15 protein-coding genes are annotated in these 20826 nt (G+C 72.8%); 7 read left to right on the top strand and 8 right to left on the bottom strand.

All coding sequences use genetic code 11. From position 1 onward, the window contains the following. Positions 1-41: 41 nt before the first annotated feature. Complete coding sequence (locus ALMP_RS11730; RefSeq protein WP_264926818.1) at positions 42-1217, bottom strand: MFS transporter; 1176 nt, start codon at positions 1215-1217, stop codon at positions 42-44. Positions 1218-1317: 100 nt separating this feature from the next. Between ALMP_RS11730 and ALMP_RS11725 the strand changes: the two genes are divergently transcribed. Further along, positions 1318-2406: a DUF5937 family protein gene (locus tag ALMP_RS11725; protein ID WP_264926816.1), complete on the top strand. Its 1089-nt coding sequence runs from the start codon at positions 1318-1320 to the stop codon at positions 2404-2406. 44 nt (positions 2407-2450) lie between these two features. Here the strand turns inward: ALMP_RS11725 and ALMP_RS11720 are convergent, their stop codons facing one another. Then, a complete protein-coding gene (locus ALMP_RS11720; RefSeq protein WP_264926814.1) occupies positions 2451-4937 on the bottom strand; it encodes an FG-GAP-like repeat-containing protein in 2487 nt (828 codons plus the stop codon). A gap of 197 nt (positions 4938-5134) precedes the next feature. Here ALMP_RS11720 and ALMP_RS11715 point away from each other — a divergent pair, with 197 nt between their 5' ends. Further along, on the top strand, positions 5135-6478 hold the full coding sequence (locus ALMP_RS11715; RefSeq protein WP_309299458.1) for a polysaccharide lyase family 1 protein: 1344 nt from the start codon (positions 5135-5137) through the stop codon (positions 6476-6478). An 88-nt stretch (positions 6479-6566) separates the two neighbouring features. On the opposite strand, the gene ALMP_RS11710 is transcribed toward ALMP_RS11715, so the two are convergent. Continuing rightward, a complete protein-coding gene (locus ALMP_RS11710; protein WP_264926812.1) occupies positions 6567-7979 on the bottom strand; it encodes a hypothetical protein in 1413 nt (470 codons plus the stop codon). A gap of 454 nt (positions 7980-8433) precedes the next feature. Here ALMP_RS11710 and ALMP_RS11705 point away from each other — a divergent pair, with 454 nt between their 5' ends. From ALMP_RS11705 to ALMP_RS11695, 3 genes are all read left to right on the top strand, one after another. Continuing rightward, on the top strand, positions 8434-8628 hold the full coding sequence (locus tag ALMP_RS11705) for a hypothetical protein (protein ID WP_264926810.1): 195 nt from the start codon (positions 8434-8436) through the stop codon (positions 8626-8628). Positions 8629-8988: 360 nt separating this feature from the next. Beyond that, the gene (locus tag ALMP_RS11700) at positions 8989-9864 is read left to right on the top strand and encodes a helix-turn-helix transcriptional regulator (protein ID WP_264926808.1); all 876 of its coding nucleotides are present in this window, start codon (positions 8989-8991) and stop codon (positions 9862-9864) included. Next, the gene (locus ALMP_RS11695) at positions 9861-10073 is read left to right on the top strand and encodes a DUF397 domain-containing protein (protein ID WP_264926806.1); all 213 of its coding nucleotides are present in this window, start codon (positions 9861-9863) and stop codon (positions 10071-10073) included. The genes ALMP_RS11700 and ALMP_RS11695 overlap by 4 nt, the downstream gene beginning before the upstream one ends. A 59-nt stretch (positions 10074-10132) precedes the next feature. Here ALMP_RS11695 and metG read toward each other — a convergent pair whose 3' ends face one another. Together metG and ALMP_RS11685 are read right to left on the bottom strand one after the other, a co-directional pair. Then, positions 10133-11848 (bottom strand): methionine--tRNA ligase, encoded by a 1716-nt coding sequence (gene metG / locus ALMP_RS11690; protein ID WP_264926804.1) that lies wholly within the window; start codon positions 11846-11848, stop codon positions 10133-10135. A 159-nt stretch (positions 11849-12007) separates the two neighbouring features. After that, entirely contained in the window at positions 12008-13909 is a 1902-nt protein-coding gene (locus tag ALMP_RS11685; RefSeq protein WP_264926802.1) for a VWA domain-containing protein, read from the bottom strand. Between the two features lie 278 nt (positions 13910-14187). Between ALMP_RS11685 and ALMP_RS11680 the strand changes: the two genes are divergently transcribed. Continuing rightward, the gene (locus tag ALMP_RS11680) at positions 14188-16272 is read left to right on the top strand and encodes a PhoX family phosphatase (RefSeq protein WP_264926799.1); all 2085 of its coding nucleotides are present in this window, start codon (positions 14188-14190) and stop codon (positions 16270-16272) included. A 72-nt stretch (positions 16273-16344) separates the two neighbouring features. Here ALMP_RS11680 and ALMP_RS11675 read toward each other — a convergent pair whose 3' ends face one another. From ALMP_RS11675 to ALMP_RS11665, 3 genes are all read right to left on the bottom strand, one after another. Continuing rightward, a complete protein-coding gene (locus ALMP_RS11675) occupies positions 16345-17358 on the bottom strand; it encodes an endonuclease/exonuclease/phosphatase family protein (RefSeq protein ID WP_375803469.1) in 1014 nt (337 codons plus the stop codon). Then, positions 17303-17647, bottom strand: coding sequence for a hypothetical protein (locus ALMP_RS11670; protein WP_264926793.1), 345 nt, complete (start codon positions 17645-17647; stop codon positions 17303-17305). Before ALMP_RS11670 ends, ALMP_RS11675 begins: the two co-directional genes overlap by 56 nt. Before the next feature lie 73 nt (positions 17648-17720). After that, the gene (locus ALMP_RS11665; RefSeq protein ID WP_264926791.1) at positions 17721-18506 is read right to left on the bottom strand and encodes an alpha/beta fold hydrolase; all 786 of its coding nucleotides are present in this window, start codon (positions 18504-18506) and stop codon (positions 17721-17723) included. Between the two features lie 83 nt (positions 18507-18589). Here ALMP_RS11665 and ALMP_RS11660 point away from each other — a divergent pair, with 83 nt between their 5' ends. After that, on the top strand, positions 18590-19936 hold the full coding sequence (locus ALMP_RS11660; protein ID WP_264926788.1) for a PLP-dependent aminotransferase family protein: 1347 nt from the start codon (positions 18590-18592) through the stop codon (positions 19934-19936). Positions 19937-20826: the final 890 nt, after the last annotated feature.

The following is a 20826-nucleotide window of genomic DNA, read 5'->3' as shown; positions in this document are numbered from 1 at the left end:
CGGGCCCCACTTTTCCATGCCCGGGGCCTTACCAGGTCAGCTCAGTGGGCGAGCGCTGTTGTGGCGAGGAGGGTCGTGGTGGCCAGGGTGGTCCAGAGGAGGGTGGGGGTGAGGGTGGTGATGATCGTGGGGGAGAGGGCGAGGCTGACGCCTGTGGAGAGTTCGAAGCGGGAGAGGGCGCGGCCCAGGGCGTGGGCCGGGGCGAGGTGGGTGACGAGCGCGGTGGCGCTGCCGGCGTAGATGATCTCGCCGAGGGTGCACACGACGGACACCGCGGCGACGGCGGGGGCGCCCCAGCCGTCGCCCAGCGAGGTGGCCGCGAGGAAGCCGAGGTAGGACGCGGTGAGGACCAGACCGGCGAGCACCAGCGTGGTCCGCCGGGAGAAGCGGGACAGCAGGACGGTGACCGGCACCTGAAGGGTGACCACCAGCACCGTGTTGGCCACGAAGATGCCCGCCGACCACACCGGGGACGCGTCCAGCTGTGTCACCAGGATCAGTGGGAGCGCGATCTCCGGGATGTTCAGGCAGAACGCGTAGACGACGTTGGCGGCCAGGAGCGAGCGCATCCGGGGGGCGGGCCCGGCGGCCATGTCCGTGGCAGCGGCAGCGGTCGCATCCGCGGGGAGGCGGACCGACCATGCCAGGACGGCCGCCACCAGACAGGCGAGCCCGGTGACGGCCGCCAGGGTCCGCAACGCGGTGGTGCCGCCCGCCAGGCACGCGGTGGCGATGAGCGCGCCTACGCCCAGGCCGGCGTTGCGCAGGGCGCGTCCTGCCGCGAGAGCGGCGTCGCGCTCCCGGCCGTGGGTGACCGTGGCCACCACGGCCGCGTGGGCGGCCGGCCAGGCCTGGTTGCCGACGCCGAGGAGGAGCGCCGCCGTCGCGAACAGCCAGACGTGCCCCGCCGGGGTGGCCAGCAGCACCGCCACGCCCACCACCCGCACCAGCATCGACGCCGCCACGACCGTGCTGCGCGCGCCCCGGTCCAGCCATCGGCCCACCGCGGGCATGCACACCAGACCCGCGACGACGGCGGCCGTCATCGCGGCACCGGTGACCGGAGCGGACAGCCTCAGCACCGTCACCCCGTAGAGCAGCAGAAAGGGCCGCAGCAGGCCGGTGCCGAGCGCGTCCACGGCCAGGGAGACGGCATAGCGGGAGCCCCCGAAGGCACGGACGAGGGCTCGGGGCCGGAACTCGGTGGTGATCGTCATGGCGTCACACGGTGCGTCCGGTGGCCGGCGAGGGCACGTCGGTTGACGGACACCGTCAACCGACGCCGTAGCCGGCCGTCCGGGCGGTGATGATGCGTGGATGACGTTGAGGATCCACATCGGCGGACTGCCGTCCGAGCGCGTGCGGTTCGCCGCCTCACCGCTGGCCGAGCTGACCGCGATGCTGCACGTGCTGGCCGAACCCGGGCACCATCCGCAGCTCGCCGGCTGGGCCGGGGACGTCTGGGCCGGGCTGCGGCCGGAGCTGGCCGAGCGGCTCCGGGAGTCGGAGTTCCTCTGGCGTTCCTCACAGGCCGACTTCCTGATCCCCGCCCGGCCCCGGCCGACCCTCGCCGAGGAACTGGACGACGTGGACCGGATCGACGACGACATCTATGTGACGGCCGCGCTCGTCACCACGTGCGGCAGCGACCGGGTCCGCTTCCCCGCGCCGTCGCCGCTCACCGACGCGACCGCGCGCAGGCGGGCGCTCGACCTGGCCCAGGCCCGTGGCGCGGCGCAGGAGGCCTTCGCGGAACGGATGCTCGCGGACCCGGCCGCGGTGCGGGCGCGGGTGCGCCACACCCTCGAACAGTGCGCCGAGGCCTTCTTCGACGCCGCCTGGGCGGGCGCCGCCGTACGGCTCGCCACCGACCTGCGTCTGAAGAACGACCTGCTGAAGCGTCAGGGCCTCGGACCGGCCCTCGCGTCGGTCTCCGGCGCGGTCACCCTGGCACCGGACGGCGACTGCATCATCGTGGACAAGTTGCAGGACAAGGCGACCACCGCCCATGGCACCGGGGTCACCTTCATCCCCAGCGTCTTCGGCCGCCCGCACCTGGTGGCGGTCCACGCGCCCGGGTGGCACCCGGTGGTGCAGTACCCCGTGGCCGAGCCGAGCCCTTCGCAGGAGCCGGTGTCGCTGGAAACGGTCACCCTGCGGCTGGAGGCGCTCGCCCATCCGGTACGGCTGCGGCTGCTGCGCACCCTGGCCCGCGGCCCGCACACCACCGGCGAGCTGGCCCACGTCTGGGGACTCTCCCTCCCGGAGGTCTCCCGCCACCTCGCCGTCCTGCGCCGCGCGGGCCTGCTCACGTCCCGGCGGAACGGACGCCATGTCCGCTACACCCTCGATCTCCCGGGCGTGACGGCGCTGGGCACCGACCTGCTGGCGGCCGTACTGCGCTGAGGGGCGCGTGGCGCGGTACGGCCGCCGGTCGGGGTCGGGCGGCGTCAGGACAAGGCGATGTACGTGCCCCAGCCCTTGCTGATCAGGGCGCGGGCGCCGAAGGTGCCCGTGCCGGTGCCGTACTGGCGGTAGAGGTAGCCGCCGCTGTCGCGGGCGACGAGGTCCGCCCTGCCGTCGCGGTTGATGTCGCCGGCGCCGATGACCGTGTTGTAGGTGCCGCCCCAGTCGGTGAAGAGCCTGACGCGGGCGGTGAAGGTGCCGCTGCCGGTGCCGAGGTAGCGGTACAGGTTGTTGCCCTTGTCCTGGGCGAGCAGGTCGCCGATGCCGTCGCCGTTCAGGTCGCCGACGCCGACGACCTTCTTGTAGGAGCGCCAGTCGCCGTACAGCTTCACCCGGGCCGCCAGGGTGCCGGTGCTGGTGCCCTTGTGCAGGTAGACCGCGCCGGTGGCGGCGTTGCGGGTGATGAGGTCGGGGCGGCCGTCCTTGGTGATGTCACCGGGGGAGGTCAGGACGTCGTACTGCTTCCAGCCGGTGGTGAAGAGGGTCTTGTACGGCGTGGCGGAGGCCAGGGGCGCGCCGCAGGCCGGCTTGGACAGGCGCAGGGCGTCCCCGAGGCGGACCAGGACGTCGTTGCAGCGGTCGCCGCTGAGGTCACCGAACGGCACCGCCTTGGCGGTGGTCGGCCAGCCGGTGCCGACGTCGCCGAGCTCGAAGCCGCCGCCGCCCGTGCCCTGCGCGAAGTGGAACCGGCCGGCGGAGGTCAGCAGGAGGACGTCGCCCACTCCGTCGGGGGTGCGGTCGCGGCCGCCGAAGTCGCGGTGGACCGCCGCGCCGCCGCTGACCGTCACCGTGCCGGTCGCCAGGGTGGACGTGGTGCCGGAGCCGGACTGGACGGCCTTGAGGGTCCAGTTCAGGCGGCCGTTGGGGGCGAGCGCGCCGCTGGTGGTGCGGCCGTTCCAGGAGGCCGCGACGGAGGTGGAGCCCGGGGCGCCGGTGAGGCTGCGCACGGTACGGCCGGCGCCGTCGGTGAGGGTGAGGGTCCACGAGGTGACGGCGGTGTTCGTCTGCCAGGTGGGCGCCCACCCGCCGGTCCTGAGGTTGACGCTCTGCGGGACCGAGGCCGCCGTCACGGCGAGCTTCGGCCAGGCGGTGCGGGACGCCTGGACGCCGTGGCTGCCGGTGTCGTACGACCAGTCCCACAGGGCGGTGACGTCGGTCGCCGAACGGGCCGTGATCAGGCCGTCCACGGTCTGGTAGGAGCCGCCGACCCGGCGGGCGTCCGACCAGGTGCCGTCGGCGAGCGTGGCCTGCAACAGACCCTCGTACTGGCTCGACAGGTTCTGCGTCCACAGCACATGGACGGACCCGTCCGGCGCGACCGACGTGTCGTACGTGCGGCCGACGTACGTCGTGCTCAGGTTCCTCGGCGGTGACCACAGGCCGCTGGAGGTGTCGAGGGTGGTGGTCCGCACGCCCTTGGTGGCGCTGGCGCTGTCCGGCCAGACGAGGGTGACGTCGCCGTCGGGCGCGGCCAGCGGTTCCGGCGCGTCCCAGGTGGGTTCACCGACGTCGGACCCGGTGGACTGCGGGAGGCTCCACTCGTGGGACGCGTCGGCGCGGCGCACGTACTGGAAGGCCCCGCCGTCGCGGGCCTGCCACACGAGGTGGGCCGAGCCGTCCGGGCCGGCGGCCAGCGCCGGCCGGCGGACGCCGTCGGCGAGCGGCTGCGGGGTCTGCCAGGCCTCCGCCCCGGCGGGCCGGGCGGTGGTCATCAGCTTGACGATCCCGCCCGCGTTCATCCAGTAGGCGACGACGAGCCCGCCCTGCGCGTCGGTCACGATCTGCGGCCGGGCGATCTGCGGCTTGGTGGAGGGCCCGCCGTACGCCGAGGCGTTGCTGACCTTCACCGGGGCCGTCCAGCTCCCGTCGGCGCCCAGCGTCGCCGCGTACGCCTCACCGGCGTAGGCCCTCGGCACACTGGACCGCCACACGGCGGCGACCGCCCCGCCGGGACCGGCCGCCAGGTCGAGCTCGTCGACCTCCAGGTTCTGCGCCGTGCCGACCAGCTCGGCGGGCGGTGACCACACCGGCGACGGCCCGGCGGACAGGACGGCGGCGACCAGCCGTACCGCCCCCGTGGTGCTGGAGGTCCGGCCCTCGGTCCACAGCGCGGCGACCGAGCCGTCCGTCCGGGCCACGGCCCGCACCTCGCCGACATCGGTGGCGAGCACCGCCCGCGCGCTCCAGGTGTCGCCGCCGGCGGCGCGGACGGCGGTGTAGAGCGTGCGCGGGGTGTTGTCGGCGACCGACTCGGACCACAGGGCCACGGCGGTGCCGTTCGAGGTGACGACGACCTCCTGGGCGTAGGACCGCTCGGTGGACAGGGTGGCCGGGCCGGTCCACGGCGGCAGCGCGGTCGCGGCGGCGGCCGGCGCGGCCGGGAGCGCGGCGGTGCCGGTGAGGACGAGCGAGACGGTGACGAGTGCGGCGGCCGCGGCACGACGGCGCGGCGGCAGGGCTGATCGGCCCATGTGTGGTGTTCCCTCCCCGTTGAGGGCCGTCCGCCCCCTGAGGGCACCTTACGGTGGGCGTGAGGGAATCGTGAAGGTGTTTGATCGTGAGGCGGAGGGGGCGGAGAAAAAATCTCCGCCCGTGCGGCAACTCTTCACGAACGGGCGGCCACTGACGGGGCGTAAGGCTTGATCGACCCACTCGTAAGGACTCCTCCGTGGCAGCTCCCACCCACCGCCGGTCCCTCCGTACGCGGCGCACGCTCGTCGTCTCCGCCGCCGTCGTGGCCGCCGGGGTCGGCGCCGGTGTGTTCGTGATGAACGCCAACGCCGGTGCCGCCGACCTGTACCACCAGACGCTCGCCGCCAAGGACGGCTGGGCGTCCTCCGGCACGGGGACCACCGGGGGCGCGAAGGCCGACGCCGCCCACACCTTCACCGTCTCCACCCGCGCCCAGCTCGTGAAGGCGCTGGGTTCGGCCACCGACACCACGCCCCGGATCATCAAGGTCAAGGGCATGATCGACGCCAACACCACTGACGCCGGAAAGAAGCTGACCTGCGCCGACTACGCGAAGGGCACCGGCTACTCGCTGTCGGCGTACCTGAAGGCGTACGACCCCGCCACCTACGGCCGCTCCAAGCTGCCCTCGGGCACGCAGGAGACGGCCCGCGCCGCCGCGCAGAAGAACCAGGCGAAGAACATCGTCTTCAAGGTCCCCGCCAACACGACGATCGTGGGCGTGCCCGGCACCGGCGCGGGCATCACCGGCGGCATGGTGCAGATCCAGAACGTGGACAACGTCATCGTCCGCAACCTCACCTTCGCCGCCACCGAGGACTGCTTCCCGCAGTGGGACCCGACCGACGGCGACAAGGGCAACTGGAACTCCAACTACGACTCCGTCACCCTGCGCGGCGCCACCCACGTCTGGGCGGACCACAACACCTTCACCGACGCCCCGCACTTCGACACGGCCAACCCGACCTACTACGGTCGCGAGTACCAGATCCACGACGGCGCCCTGGACATCACCAAGAGCTCCGACCTGGTGACCGTCTCCCGCAACCTCTTCAACTGCCACGACAAGACCATGCTGATCGGCGGCAGCGACAGCGAGCCCGCCGGCAAGCTGCGCGTCTCCCTCCACCACAACGTGTGGAAGGGCATCGTCCAGCGCGCCCCCCTGGCCCGCGTCGGCCAGATCCACATCTACAACAACTACTACGACGTCACGACCCTCAACGGGTACGCGCCGCAGTACAGCATCAACTCCCGCGCCAAGGCCCAGGTCGTCGCCGAGAACAACTACTGGAAGCTGCCGTCCGGCGCGAAGGCCGCCAAGGTGCTCAGCGGCGACGGCACCGGCGCGGTCAAGGGCTCCGGCAACCTGGTCAACGGCACGGTCACCGACCTGGTCGCCGCGTACAACGCCGCCTCGTCGAAGGACCTGAAGACGACGGTGAACTGGACGCCGACCCTGACGGCGGGCCTGGAGGCGTCGGCGAAGAGCCTGCCCACCGCGCTGGCCACGACGACGGGCGCGGGCGTCCTGAAGTGACGGCCCCTTGCACCGGCTTCTTGACGGCCTGACGTCGGCCCTGACAGCCACCTGACGGCCGCGCCCCCCGGTGACCGGTGCCGGCGGATCAGCTCTGACGGCCTCGCGCGTGCCGTCCGCTGCTCCGCCGGAAAGGCGCGACGAGCGTGCGCAGCAGCCTGCGCGAACCGGGGGACGCGCCCACCGGCTCCGGCTCCGGCTCGGGCAGGGCCGGAGCCAGGTCCGGCGGCGGCACGTCCGGCAGCGGCGCGGCCGGGAACGGCACGATCATCAGCCGCCGGCGTGCCACGCCGTACATCGGCCAGCGGCCGACGGCGCCGTACGCATCGTCGTACACATCGCCGTAGGCATCGTCGTACGCGGAGGTGTCGAAGCCGGCCCAGGGCGGGCTGTCGTAGCCGTCGGGGCGGACGGTTTCGGGCGCCGCCATGTACGCGGCATAGCAGTCATAGGTGTCAGAGGTGCTGTCAGAGAAGAGCGGGTCGGCGGCGAACGCCGAGTAGTCGTACTGTGCGCCCGGGTCCTTGACGTCCGCGATGACGGGTTGCGGCGCCAGGCTGCCCCACGAGGGCAGGGAGTCGGCCGCCTGCTGCGCCGTCGTCAGCGCGGCGAGCCGGTCGCGCTCCTCCCGCAGGGACACGAGCGCGACATCGGCGCGGGTCGCCTGGTCCCGGGCGGCGGCCGCGTCGCCTTCCAGGCGCTTCACCCGGGCGGTGAGACGTGCCCGGTCGGCGCGGTGTGACAGTTTCTGACGCCGCCGCTCCTCACGTTCGGCGTCCACCGCGTGGGCTACGAGCCACACCGTGTGGTCACGGTAGGCGTCCAGCATCTCGTCCGTCATGAACTGGTCGTACAGGGACGGGGCGCAGCGCCGGAGCACGTCGACGTAGTCGAGGAGGAGGGCCTGGCGGTCCTCGGGGGACAGCGGCCGGCCGTCCCGCGCCAACAGGTCCAGGAGGAGCACGACCTCCCGGCGCCGCGGTGTCCGCGTGCCCTGGGCGACGCCTGACAGCGCGGCCGGGGTCACTCCGTCGTCCGGTTCCCCGGCGGAGAGGAGCCGGCGCAGCCGGTCGCCGATGACGTCGAAGTCGCCGCCCAGCGGACCGAAGACGCTCTCCCGCATCCGGGCGGCGAAGCGCCGGCTGGCCTCGGTGGTGTCCGGGGCGCCACCCGACTTCTCCTCCCGCAGCGCGTCGTACCACAGGCCTTCGATCCTGGACCAGACGCGCTTTTCGTGCTCCGGCGTCCCGTTCGCGCCGTCCAGCCGCACCAGCTGACGCACCACGGCGCGCAGCGTGTCCAGCCGGGTCCGCTGCCGGGCCCGGAGGATGACGGAGATCGTCTGACGGCTGGCGGTCGCCACCTTCTCGTTCTCGCTGACGAGCGTCTCGATCCGGCGCAGCGAGGGGTTGCCCGCGGACACGCGCAGGGCGGCCACCTCGCGCGCGATGCGGTGCAGCGCACCTGGTGGCTCCTGCTCATCCGGCGCCCCTGACGCCATGGCCGTGGCTCCTCCGCTGTGTCAAAGCTGTGTCAGACCGAGAGGGCCAGAGCATCCCATATGTCAGCCGTTTGGCAGACGGCGCGCGGGGGCGCGTGTCAGAGCGCGACAGTCGAAGATCTGCCCCGTCAGACGCGTCAGCGCCCCTATCGGCGGGTGTCGACTTGAAGGACCGGCTGGTCATCCATGGGCCGGTCGGCCGAGACCGGGCCGCGCTCCCTGCTGCCCGCTGGTCCGCGACGGCCCGGTCTCTCCCACCCACTTCATTCAAAGGGGCGACATGTTCAAGCTACGACGGACGGGCTCGCGTGGGGCTTTTCCCGGGCAAAGCGGTAGCCGGGGGACGGTACTGCGGTACCGTTCGCACCGCGCGTTCCTGGCGTGTCTGTGCACGCTCGGTCTGTTCCTCTTCTCCACCGGCCCGGCGACGGCGGTTTCCCCGCCACCGTCCTCGGTGACGCGCCCGGACACGGCGACCGAGCGCTCACTGCTGCGTGACACGCTGCCGCCGTTCCTCGGATCGCTCGGCGCGAGCGCCCTGCTGGCCGCCGCCGGAGTCGCGGCCGACCGGCTCCGCACCCGTGGCAGCGCCCGCCGGCCCGCCGACCGCGCCGACGAGCGGAGGGGGGTCGTTCAGGCGGAGGACTGACCGGTCCGACCCACGAGGGCATGCCCGAGGGGGCCGCTGACGCCGTCGGTCGATTCGGTCCCTGTTGTTTCGCCCCGTCGGCCTGGTCGGCGGGGCGACGGTGGTCAGGCCCTCGCAGGGATCGCTAGTCCCGGCGAGGGCCGTCGCATGTCTGGGTGGTGCTCTGTCGCGCTGAGCCCAGCGAGTTTCCGCATCACGTCACTCTGTGTGGCTGGATCTGCTTACCGTGAGGAGTGACGATCCCGTTGCGTACGGTGACTGCCCAGGTGTTGTCCGGTGGTGTCCGGGCTTGTCGGGGCGGTGCGTACGGGTAGGGGCGTGGCTGGTACGACGCGGTACGACGGAGGGGCGGCGCGGAGCATGTCGGTGGACACGGAGGCAGGTCGGCTCAGGACAGAGGCGGACGAGCCGGGGTGGGAGGTGGATCCGGACGACGAGTGGGGTGTGGCCGTTGTCGCCACCGTGGGGCGGCAGTTGAAGCTGCGGCGGGAGGCGGTGGGGATGCGGGCCGCCGAGTTCGGTACGGCGGTGGGGTACGGCGAGGACATGGTCCGCAAGATCGAGGGCGGGCGGCGGATCCCTCGGCCCGAGTATCTGGACATGGCGGACGAGGTGTTGGGGGCGGGTGGGCTGATCTCCGCGATGAAGGAGGACGTGGAGAAGGTCCGGTACCCGAAGAAGGTGCGGGATCTGGCCGACATGGAGGAGAAGGCCGTAGAGATCGGGATCTACGTCTGCAACAGCATCAACGGGTTGTTGCAGACGCCGGAGCACGCTCGTGCCGCATTCGAGTCGAGGCAACCGCCGTACTCGAAAGCCGAGGTGGAGCGGTTGGTGGCCGCTCGTGTCGCTCGCCATTCCATCTTCGAGCGGGACCCCGCCCCCGCACTCGGTTTCGTGCTGGAAGAGACCCTGTTGCGACGCCCGTTGGGAGGCACAATGGTGTGGCGGCAGCAGCTCGAACGCCTGTTGGAGGTGGGCCGGTTGCGTAACGTCACACTTCAGGTGATGCCTACCCACGTTGAGGTCCATCCTGGTCTGGACGGAAGGCTTGAGCTGCTGAAGTTCGCGGACGGTACGGCGACAGGACGCTCCGACGGGGCGTTCAACGGGCGTCCCGTCTCGGACCCGAGGCAGGTACACATTCTTGAGCTGCGGTATGGCACGATCCGGGCTCAGGCTCTCCCGCCTCGGGAGTCGCTGGCCTTCATTGAGCAACTGCTGGGAGAGACATGATCCGCAAGCCCTCCGCCGGAGACGCCTCCGAACTGGCGTGGTTCAAGAGCAGCTACAGCGACGGCAACGAGGGCGACTCCTGCGTCGAGGTCGCGATAGCGCCCCGCACCGTCCACGTCCGTGACTCCAAGCACCGTGACGCCAGCCCCCGCCTCGCGCTGGCTCCGGAAGCCTGGGCGGACTTCGTGGTGTACGCGTCGGGGAACTGACTCCACGGTGACGGCCCGGGAAGCCTTGAGGGCTTTCCGGGCCGTGGCGCCTCGGTGTCTTACGCCGGGTCGCCGCCGAAGCGCTCCTTGTACGCCTCCAGGTCCTCGTCCGTCAGCTTGGCGAAGAGGACCGGCGGGACGGTGAAGGGGGTGCCGGCGGGGACGGCGGTGAGGGCGCGGGCCTCGTCGGGCGTGACCCAGGTCGCCGTGTCGTCGGACAGGGAGAACGCCGCGCGCATCGTCTTCGCCGTGGCCGGGATGAACGGCTCCGAGACCACCGCGTAGAGGTGGATCAGGTTCATCGCCGTGCGCAGCGTGAGGGCCGCGCCCTCCTTGTCGGTCTTGATCTCCAGCCAGGGGGCCTTCTCCTCCAGGTAGGAGTTGCCCGCGGACCACAGGGCACGCAGGGCGGCGGCCGCCTTGCGGAACTGGAGCGCCTCCATCTGCGCCTCGTACTCGGCGAGCAGCTCGGCGATCTGCTCGCCGAGCCGCGCCTCCGCCTCACCGGCGGCCCTGCCCTGCGGCACCTCGTCGCCGAAGCGCTTCTTCGAGAAGGACAGCACGCGGTTGACGAAGTTGCCGAGGGTGTCGGCCAGGTCCTTGTTGACCGTGGCCGTGAAGTGCTCCCAGGTGAAGGACGAGTCGTCGGACTCGGGGGCGTTGGCGATCAGGAAGTAGCGCCAGTAGTCGGCGGGCAGGATGTCCAGCGCCTGGTCGGTGAAGACGCCCCGCTTCTGCGACGTGGAGAACTTGCCGCCGTAGTACGTCAGCCAGTTGAACGCCTTGACGTAGTCGACCTTCTTCCACGGCTCGCGCACGCCCAGCTCGGTGGCCGGGAACATCACGGTGTGGAAGGGGACGTTGTCCTTCGCCATGAACTCGGTGTAGCGGACCGTGTCGTCGGCCTCGTACCACCAGGACTTCCAGTCGCGGTTCTCCGGGTCCTGGTCCGCCCACTCCTTCGTCGCGCCGATGTACTCGATCGGCGCGTCGAACCAGACGTAGAAGACCTTGCCCTCCGCCGCCAGCTCCGGCCAGGTGTCGGCCGGGACCGGGACGCCCCAGTCGAGGTCACGGGTGATCGCGCGGTCGTGCAGGCCCTCGTTCAGCCACTTGCGGGCGATGGAGGAGGCCAGCTGGGGCCAGTCGTCCTCGTGGCGGGCGACCCACTCCTCGACCTCGTGCTGGAGCTTGGACTGGAGGAGGAAGAGGTGCTTGGTCTCCCGCACCTCCAGGTCCGTGGAGCCGGAGATCGCGGAGCGCGGGTCGATCAGGTCGGTCGGGTCCAGGACGCGGGTGCAGTTCTCGCACTGGTCGCCGCGGGCCTTGTCGTAGCCGCAGTGGGGGCAGGTGCCCTCGACGTAGCGGTCCGGGAGGAAACGGCCGTCGGTGGGCGAGTACACCTGGCGGATCGCCCGCTCCTCGATGAAGCCGTTCTCCTTCAGGCGGCGGGCGAAGTGCTGGGTGATCTCGACGTTCTGCCGGCTGGAGCTGCGGCCGAAGTAGTCGAAGGCGAGCGCGAAGCCGTCGTAGACCGCCTTCTGCGCGTCGTGCGCCTGCGCGCAGAACTCGTCGACCGGGAGGCCCTGCTCCTTCGCGGCCAGCTCGGCGGGGGTGCCGTGCTCGTCCGTCGCGCAGATGTAGAGGACGTCGTGGCCGCGCTGGCGGAGGTACCGGGAGTACACGTCCGCCGGGAGCATGGACCCCACCATGTTGCCCAGGTGCTTGATTCCGTTGATGTACGGAAGGGCGCTGGTGATGAGGTGTCGAGCCATCGCGGGCTGCTCCCAGGTCGGTCGTTTTGCGAACCTTGAAATCGTAGCCGACAGGGGTGGGCCGCCCGCTTCCCGTTTTAAGGGGTGGGAAGGGGCGGCCCCGTGACGCTGTTCCGCAGGTGCGGCGGGTTACGGCGGGTTACGGGGGGATGCGGCCGGTCAGGGCCGCCAGCCGGCGAGGGCGCCCTCGTAGAGCTCCTGGTCGGTGAGCTCCCGGGGGGCCGGGCCCGCGTGGAAGAACGACGTGTTGTCGTTCTTCAGCTTGCGGAGGTAGTCGAAGGCCTTGTTGTCGTGCTCACCGAAGGCGACGAAGGAGAAGAAGACGGCGGGGTGGTTCTTCGCGGCGTCGGTGAGGGACTGGGTGGCGGGGGTCTTGGCGTCCGGGGCGCCGTCGGTCTGGAAGACGACCAGGGCGGGGCCCTCGCTGTGCTTCTCGTGGTGGCTGACGACGGCCTCGACGGCGGCGTGGTAGCTGGTACGGCCCATGCGGCCCAGGCCCGCGTGCAGCTCGTCGATCCTGTTCTCGGGGTCGGCGAGGGTGAGGTCGGCGGTGCCGTCGACCTCCGTCGAGAAGAAGACGACGTGGACCTTGGTCTCTGTGCCCTGCGGGGTGAGGTGGGCGGCGAGCGCCAGCGTCTGGTCGGCGAGGGCCTGAGCGGAGCCGTCCTTGTAGTACGGGCGCATGGACGCGGAGCGGTCGAGAACGAGGTACACGTGCGCCCGGGCGTCGAGCAGCCCCGCCTTCTCCAGCGCGTCGCGGGCCGCCCGGTGGGCGGTGGTGAGGTGCGACGGGATCGCGGGCGCGGCTGCGGCGGCGGCTGCGGCGGCGACCGGTTCGGGGGTGGGCTCGGGTTCGGCCTGGGGCTCGGGGATGGGCTCGTCGGCCGCGGCCGGTTCGGGGGTGGCCTCGGGCTCGGCCTCGGGGGCCGTCTCCTCGGCGGTCGGCGTGGCCTCGGGCTCCGTCTCCGTCTCCGGCGTGGCCTCCTCGGCCGCCGGCTCCGCCGGGGCCTCCTCGGCGGTCACCGGGGCCGGGGCTTCCTCCGTCGCCGGGGTGGCCTCCTCGGCTTCCGCCTCGGGCTCCACCTTCGACGGCGCCTCCTCGGCAGCCTCGGGGGACTCCTCGACGGCCGGGGTCTCGGCGACGGGCTCCTCGGCGGGCTCGTCCGTCGCCGGGGTCTCCGCGGTGGGCTCCTCGGTAACGGCCTCCTCGGCAGCGGGCTCCTCGGCGGCCGGGGCCTCCGTCGCCGGGGCGTCCGCGGTGGGCTCCTCCGCGTCCTGCTCCTCCGCCGTGGGCTCGTCCGTCGCGGGCTTCTCGGCAGCGGGCTCCTCGGCGGCCGGGGTCTCCGTGACCGGCTCGGCCTCGGTCTCGGGCTCCTCCGTGGACGTCGCCGCCTCGGGCTCGTCGACGGCCGGGGTCGGCGTCTCCGTGACGGCCACCGGCTCGTCCTCGGCCTGCTCGGCCGTGGGCTGCGCCTCGGGCTCGGCCTCGGGGGCCGTCTCCTCGACGGCCGGCGTGCCCTCGGGCTCATCGGCGGCCTGAGCCGCCACCTCGGCCACCGGCTCCGTCTCCTCGGCCACCTGCACGGGCTCCGGGTCCGCCACCTCGGCGACCGGCTCCGGCTTCTCGGCCACCTGCACGGGCTCCGGGTCCGCCACCTCGGCGACCGGCTCCGGCTTCTCGGCCGTCGGCTTCGGGGCCTCCGTGACCGCGGTGGCCTGCTCTTCCGTCGTCGCGGGCGCCGTCGGTTCGGGCTCGCGGGGGCGGGACGGGTTCGGGACCGTGACGTTGTCGAAGGCCGCCGCGACCAGCTCGTGCTCCTCGTCGGTGGCCGAGCGGGGGTCGGGGACGTGGGGGGCGGGGGCCTGCGGCTTCACCGCCTCGGCCGTCGTCGCCTGCGCCTCCGCCGCCTCCGCCGTCGGCGTCGGCGTCGGCGTGGTCTCCGTCGGCGTCGGCTCCGTGGCTTCTGCCTGCGAAGGAATCCGTTCCGCACCCTCTGCCTCGGCGGTGTGTACCTTGCGTGACCGGCCGAACGCGTTCCGCAGGAGAGTGAGAATGCCCATGTGCGCAACCCTTCGCGTGAGTTGATGCCCGTCAATCCCTGGCCAGGACGGACACGTAAGGTTAGCCGCCCCACGTGGCGATCTTGGGGAGGGGGGAGCGGGCGGACGGGGGAGTGTCAATAGTGCCTTCGGCCGTGTCAGGGACGCGCCGCAGCCGCCCGCACAACACCCTTGTGGCTCCCGGGGATTCACCCCTCGTTCACTCAGCGTCCGCGCTTCCGCACATACGTACCCCTACCGTCACGCTCACACCACGGGCACGCAAGGGGAGAATCAAGGTGCGCAAGCTGCTGCCGCTGATCGGAACGCCGTCCCAGTCACATCCCGGCGGGCGATCCGCCCTGACCTGTCGTTTCCGGTGTGGTGACGCCTGCTTCCACGAGGTGCCCAACACCAGCGACAACGAGTACGTCGGCGATGTGATCGCGGGAGCGATCAACCGCCGTTCGATGATGCGGGCCGCCGCCGTCGTCACCGTCGCGGCCGCCGCCGGTACGGCCGCCGTGGGCGGGGCCCGCCCGGCGCACGCCGCACCCGCCACGGGCACCGGATCCGCGGCGACGGTGTCCAAAAAACCGTCCGCGGGCGCGCGCGGCCTGCGCTTCACGCCCGTCGCGCCGAACACCGCCGACGCGGTGACCGTCCCGGACGGCTACCGGCAGAACGTCGTCATCCGCTGGGGCGAGCCGATCCTGCGCGGGGCGCCGGCCTTCGACCCGGAGAAGCAGACCGCGGCCGCCCAGGCCGGCCAGTTCGGCTACAACAACGACTTCCTCGCGCTGCTGCCCCTCCCGGGCGAGCGCAACCGGCAGCTCCTCGTCGCGAACCACGAGTACACCGACGAGGTGCTGATGTTCCGCGGCTACGACGCCGCCAACCCGACCCGCGAGCAGGTCGAGATCGCCTGGGCCGCGCACGGCCTGTCCGCCGTCGTGGTGGAGGGCGAGCACAGGACCGGCCGGCTGGTCGCCGTGCCCCGGCACCCGCTGAACCGGCGGATCACCGCCACCACCGAGTTCCGGCTGACCGGGCCCGCCGCCGGCTCCGACCTGCTGAAGACCTCCGCCGACCCGACCGGCACCAAGGTGCTGGGCACCCTCAACAACTGCGCCGGCGGCACCACCCCCTGGGGCACGACGCTGCACGGCGAGGAGAACTTCAACCAGTACTTCGCCAACGCCGGCCGCGCGACCGACAAGCGGTACGGGCTCGGCACCGGGGCGACGGAGCGCAAGTGGGAGCGGTTCGACAAGCGCTTCGACGTCGCCCAGGAGCCCAACGAGCCGCACCGCTTCGGCTACGTCGTCGAGCTCGACCCGTACGACCCGACCTCCACGCCCCGCAAGCACACCGCGCTCGGGCGGTTCAAGCACGAGGGCGCGACGGTGCGGCTGACCGAGGACGGCCGCCCGGTGATCTACTCCGGCGACGACGAGCGGTTCGACTACTTCTACAAGTTCGTCGGCAGCAAGCGGATGAAGAAGGGCTCGTCGCGGGCGGTCCGCGAGCACAACCTGTCGCTGCTCGACGAGGGCACGCTGTACGTCGCCAAGCTCACCGGCGACTCCCCCGCGATCGAGATCGACGGGACCGGCAAGCTCCCGGGCGACGGCGAGTTCGACGGCAGCGGCGAGTGGATCCCGCTGGCCACCGCGACCGCCGACGGCGCCGTGTCGCACGTCGAGGGCATGACGGCGGAGGAGGTCTTCGTCTTCACGCGGCTCGCCGGTGACAAGGTCGGCGCGACGAAGATGGACCGGCCCGAGGACATCGAGCCCAACCCCCACACCGGCAAGGTGTACGTCGCCCTCACCAACAACTCCAACCGCGGTGTCGGGACGAACGCCAAGGCCGACGAGGCCAATCCGCGCAACGCCAACAAGCACGGCCACGTCCTGGAGCTGACCGAGCGCTGGAACCGCGCCGACAGCAAGAAGTTCGCGTGGACGCTGTTCCTCGTCGCCGGTGACCCGGACGACCCGGCGACGTACTTCGCGGGCTTCCCGAAGGACGACGTCAGCCCGATCTCCTGCCCGGACAACGTGGCCTTCGACCCGCACGGCAACCTGTGGATCTCCACGGACGGCAACCAGCTCGGCTCGCACGACGGTCTCTTCGGTGTCGCCACGCGGGGCGCGCGGCGGGGTGAGCTGAAGCAGTTCCTGACCGTGCCGGTCGGGGCGGAGACCTGCGGCCCGCTGGTGCAGGACCGGCGGGTGCTGGTGGCCGTGCAGCATCCGGGCGAGGTCAACGGCGCGAGCGTGGAGAAGCCGGCGAGCGTCTGGCCCGACGGGCCCGGCAAGCTCGTGCGGCCGGCGGTCGTGGCCGTGTGGCGGGCGGACGGCTGTGACATCGGCGTGTAACTGACGGCCGTACGTTTTCGGCAGGGGGCGGGCGGCCCGGCGTCGACGGTGTGCCGCGCGCCCCCTGCCTGTTCACCGATCCCGGTGCAGGCTCAGGTCGACCAGCAGTGCCCGGTGGTCCGTGTCGGGGAGGTCGAGGAAGCGGGCGCGGCTCGCGGAGAACTCCTCCGAGACGAGGACGTGGTCGATCTGCGTGCCGAACGTCGGGGTCGTGCGGGTGGGCCAGCTGGGCTCGCGGTGCCGGCCGGCCAGGCGGGCGGCGGAGCGCAGCCCGGTGTCGAGGACGCGGCGGAAGGCGGCGTGGTCCTGGGAGGCGTTGAAGTCGCCGGCGAGGATCAGGGGGCCGTCGTCGCGGTGGGCGTCGGCGAAGTCCCGCAGCCGCCCCAGCTCCTCCTTCCACAGGGACACCTGGCGGGGCAGCGGCGGCTTGGGGTGCGCCAGCTGGAGCCGTACGGGACGCCCGTCGACGTCGGCGACGGCGCCGGGCATGCCCATGCGGCCGGGCACGGCCGGGGCGGGCGTCAGCGGGAACCGGCTGAGGACGACCGACCCGACCGAGGTGTGCCCCGCGACGGCCCGCCGGTGCGGGTAGGCGCCGCCGAGTTCCCGCCGTACCGCCGCCTGACAGCCGTACTCGCACTCCGTCACGAACACCAGGTCCGGTTTCTCGCGGCGGACGGCGGCGATCAGGTGCTCGGTGGCCCGGCCGAACTCGACGTTGGAGGTGAGCACCCGCAGCCGTGCCACCGCCGGCCCCCGCGGCTCGCCGCCCGTGCCGTACGGCTCGATGAACCAGGCGAGCGTCCCGAGCAGGACGACGCCCCACACCAGCCCCGTCCACCAGCGGGCCATGAGGGACAGCAGCAGCCCGAGGCCGGTGGGCACGAGCAGCCACGGCAGGAACGCCAGCGCCTGCGGCACAGGTGTCGTCGCGTCGGTGTCGGCGGCCCGGCAGCCGACGACCGCGCTCACCCCGGCGAACAGCAGCCCCGCGCCCCACGCGGCGACCCGCCACCGTCGGCCGGGCACGTCAGCGGAACTCCCGGACGACCTCGATACGCCCGACGATGTGCGCGTTGAACTCATCCAGCTCCTCCGCCGGCACCCAGAGCTCCAGGATGGTCGCTCCGCCCGCCTGGCGCACCGGATACCGCTCGAGGAACGCGCTGTCGACCTCGAAGCGGGTGACGTAACCGACGCCGGAGGCCGGGACGTTCCAGTCCCGGGCGATGCGGACGGCGTAGTCCTCGTTCAGCACCGGGTAGAAGATCGGCTGCTCGGGCAGCCGCGGCGGCCACGCGGTCCAGCCGGAGGCCTCCACCAGGGCCAGTTCCTCGGGTCCGGTGGGGCGCCAGAGGGTCGTTGTGCTGCTCATGGGGGGCGACGGTATCCGGGCGGGGGCCGCGCCCGCGAAGGATTACCGGGACCCTCGCGGAGAGCCCCGGAGTTCACCTGCCGCCGTCCACCCGCTCCAGGAACTTCGCCAGGGCCGCGTTGAACTCCCGCGGCCGTTCCAGGTTCGGCATGTGGGCCGCGCCGTCGATCACGCACAGCTCGGAGTCCGGCAGGGCCGCGTGCATCGCCTCGGCGTCCGAGACCGGGGTGAACTCGTCGTCCGTGCCGACCACGACCAGCGCGGGGACGGTGACCCGGGTCAGCAGGGCCCGGTAGTCGGGGCGTTCGGCGCGGCCGAGGAGGGCCGCCGCGGCACCTTCGGGGGAGGTGGCCGTCATCATGCGGTGGACGTGGGCCTTGACGTCGTCGTCGGCGTACGGCGCGACCATCTTCTCCAGCACCTCGTCGGCGTAGCCGCGCATGCCCTCGGCCAGCAGCCGGTCGGCCGTCCGCCGCCGGGCCGCCTTGCCGGCGGGGGTCTCCGCCGTGGGGAAGGTGTCGGCGAGGACCAGGCCCCGGACGCGGTCGCCGAAACGGTCGTAGCACTCCATGGCGATCTGGCCGCCCATCGACAGCCCGGCCAGGACGAAGGTGTCCACCGCCAGCGCGTCGAGCAGCTCCCTGATGTCCTCCGCGAACCGGGACAGGGGCACGACGCCCAGGTGGACGGGGGACGCGCCGTAGCCGCGCAGATCGGGGGCGATCACCCGCCGGGTGGTGCGGAAGGCCTCGATCTGCGGGTTCCACATGCTGCGGTCGAAGGGGTGGCCGTGGACGAGGACGAGAGGAGGGCGCACGGTATCAGCGCCTTTGTCCTCGTATGCGAGGAAGGGTGCCATGTGTCGACCCTAGGGTTGGTCAACTTCTCGGTGCAATGGAATCTTTGCCCTCGGTGCAATCCCGACGGGGAGGGGACGGACACATGGGCGACTACCGGGTCATCGCCGACCGCATCGCCGCCGACATCGCCTCCGGGCGGCTCGCGCCCGGCCAGCGGCTGCCCCCGCAGCGCTGGTTCGCACGCCGGCACCGCATCGCCGCCTCCACGGCGGGGCGCGTGTACGGCGAACTCGTGCGGCGCGGGCTGGTGGTGGGCGAGGTCGGACGGGGCACCTTCGTGCGGGCGGCGCCGGACGTGCCGCGCGGGCGGGGGCTCATCGAGCGGGCCACGGCAGCGCCGGTGAACCTGGAGCTCAACTATCCTTCCGCGCCCGGCCAGTCGGAGCTGCTCGCGCCCTCCCTCGCCGCCGTGCTGCGGCCGGACGTGCTGACGGAGGCGCTGCGGCCGGCCGCCGCCACGGGGACCGCCGCCGCGCGGGAGGCGGCGGCCGCACTGCTCGCCGTGCCCGGCTGGCGCCCCGACCCGGGGCGGTTCCTCTTCACCGGCAACGCCCGCCAGGCCATCGCCGCGGCTCTGGCCTCCCTGGTCCGGGCGGGCGGCCGGGTCGGGGTGGAGGAGCTGACGTATCCGCTGGTCAAGGAGATCGCCGCCCGGCTGGGCATCACGCTGGTGCCGATCGCCTGCGACGCGGAGGGCCTCCGGCCGGACGCCCTGACCGCGGCCCACCGCACCGCCTCCCTCTCCGCGCTGTACCTCCAGCCCGCCCTGCACAACCCGACGTCGACGAGGACGAGCCAACGGCGGTCGGCCGCGCTGGCGCGCGCGGTGGAGGAACTGGACCTCCCCGTGGTCGAGGACCGCATCTGGTCCTTCCTCCGCCCCGACGACACCCCGCTCGCCGCGTACGCCCCCGGCCTCACCCATGTCGTCGACGGGCTGTCCAAGCGGGTCGCGCCCGGGCTGAGCGTCGGCTTCCTCGTCGTACCGGAGGGGCGGGCGGAGACCGTGGCGGCGGCGGTGCGGTCCGGGGGCTGGAGCGCGGGGCGGTTCGCGCTGGAGGCGGCGGTGCGGTGGATCGGGGACGGGACGGTGGGGCGGCTGGTGGCCGCGAAGCGGGAGGACGCCGCGCGGCGGCAGCGGATCCTCGCCGAGTGCCTGAGCGGCTTCACCGTACGGACCGACCCGCACGCCTACTTCGCCTGGTGGGAGCTGCCCGCGCCCTGGCGCGCGGACACCTTCACCGCCGCGGCCGCCGCCCGCGGCATCGCGGTCACCCCGGGCACCGCCTTCACCCTCGCCCCCCACCGCACCCCGAACGCCGTCCGCCTCGGCCTCGCGTCGGCGGGCGAGGAGGAACTGGGCTGGGCGTTGCGGGTGCTGGCGGGGGTGGCGCGGGAGGGGGATCGGGAAGGGCAGGGAGGGCAGTGAGGGCAGGGAGGGCAGGGAGGGTGAGGGGTTGCTCCGGGGTGAGGGGTGTTGCGACCAGCGGAGTCGGGTGGTGCGTGGGCGCGGCGTCGGCGTACGCGGTGAGGGCGCGGCGGCGGGTCGCGTGGGCGAGGTGGATCGTCGCCGCCAGCGTCAGCCCCAGGGCCACCAGCAGCCAGGACGCCGTGCGCAGAGGGGAGGTGAGGGCGTCGTAGATGGCGCCCGCGGCCGGGCGGTGGGCCGGGTCGGGCAGGTCCGTGAGGGTGAGGCGGCGGCCGACGGCCACCGCGAGGACGAGGAGGGCGCCGCCCAGCGCCGTGCCGAGGGCCGTCGCGATGAGGGCGCGGCGGCGGCAGGCGGCGACGGCGATCCCGGTGACCGCGAGGGCGACGGCCGCGAGGGGCAGCCAGAACGCGGCGATGTCGAGCACGTGGTAGCCCTTGCGGAGGGTGGCCAGATCGGCGGCCGGCAGCAGCGCGACCCGCGCGTGCGTGACCGGGACCCGGTGGGCGAACGGCATGTTCTCCGCTGCGAATTGATGCCGGACGCTGGCGGCGACGGGCGCCAGGTCCACGGTGACCGCGCGGTCGCGGTCGTCGTGCAGCGCCGTCATGACGGCGGTGTGCGCGGCCTCGTTGCCCGCGTTCCAGGCCGCCCGGTAGGCGCGGGTCGCGGTGAACGAGCGGACCGCGTCCCGCACGTACGGGTCCATGCCGTGCAGCGCGGGCGTGCGGCGCACTATGTCGTCGCCGACCGTGTCCGCCACCGCGGCCTGCACGGCCGGGTCGGAGGCCAGCGGCGCCATCGTGGTGACGTAACGGCCGGTGTCGGTGAGGCCGTACGCCGCCCAGGCCGCCAGCGTGCCGAAGGGCAGCAGGAGGCAGGACAGGGCT

The organism is Streptomyces sp. A012304 (assembly GCF_026008495.1).
Taxonomy (GTDB): Bacteria; Actinomycetota; Actinomycetes; order Streptomycetales; family Streptomycetaceae; genus Streptomyces.
This window is presented reverse-complemented; position numbering and strand designations above follow the sequence as displayed.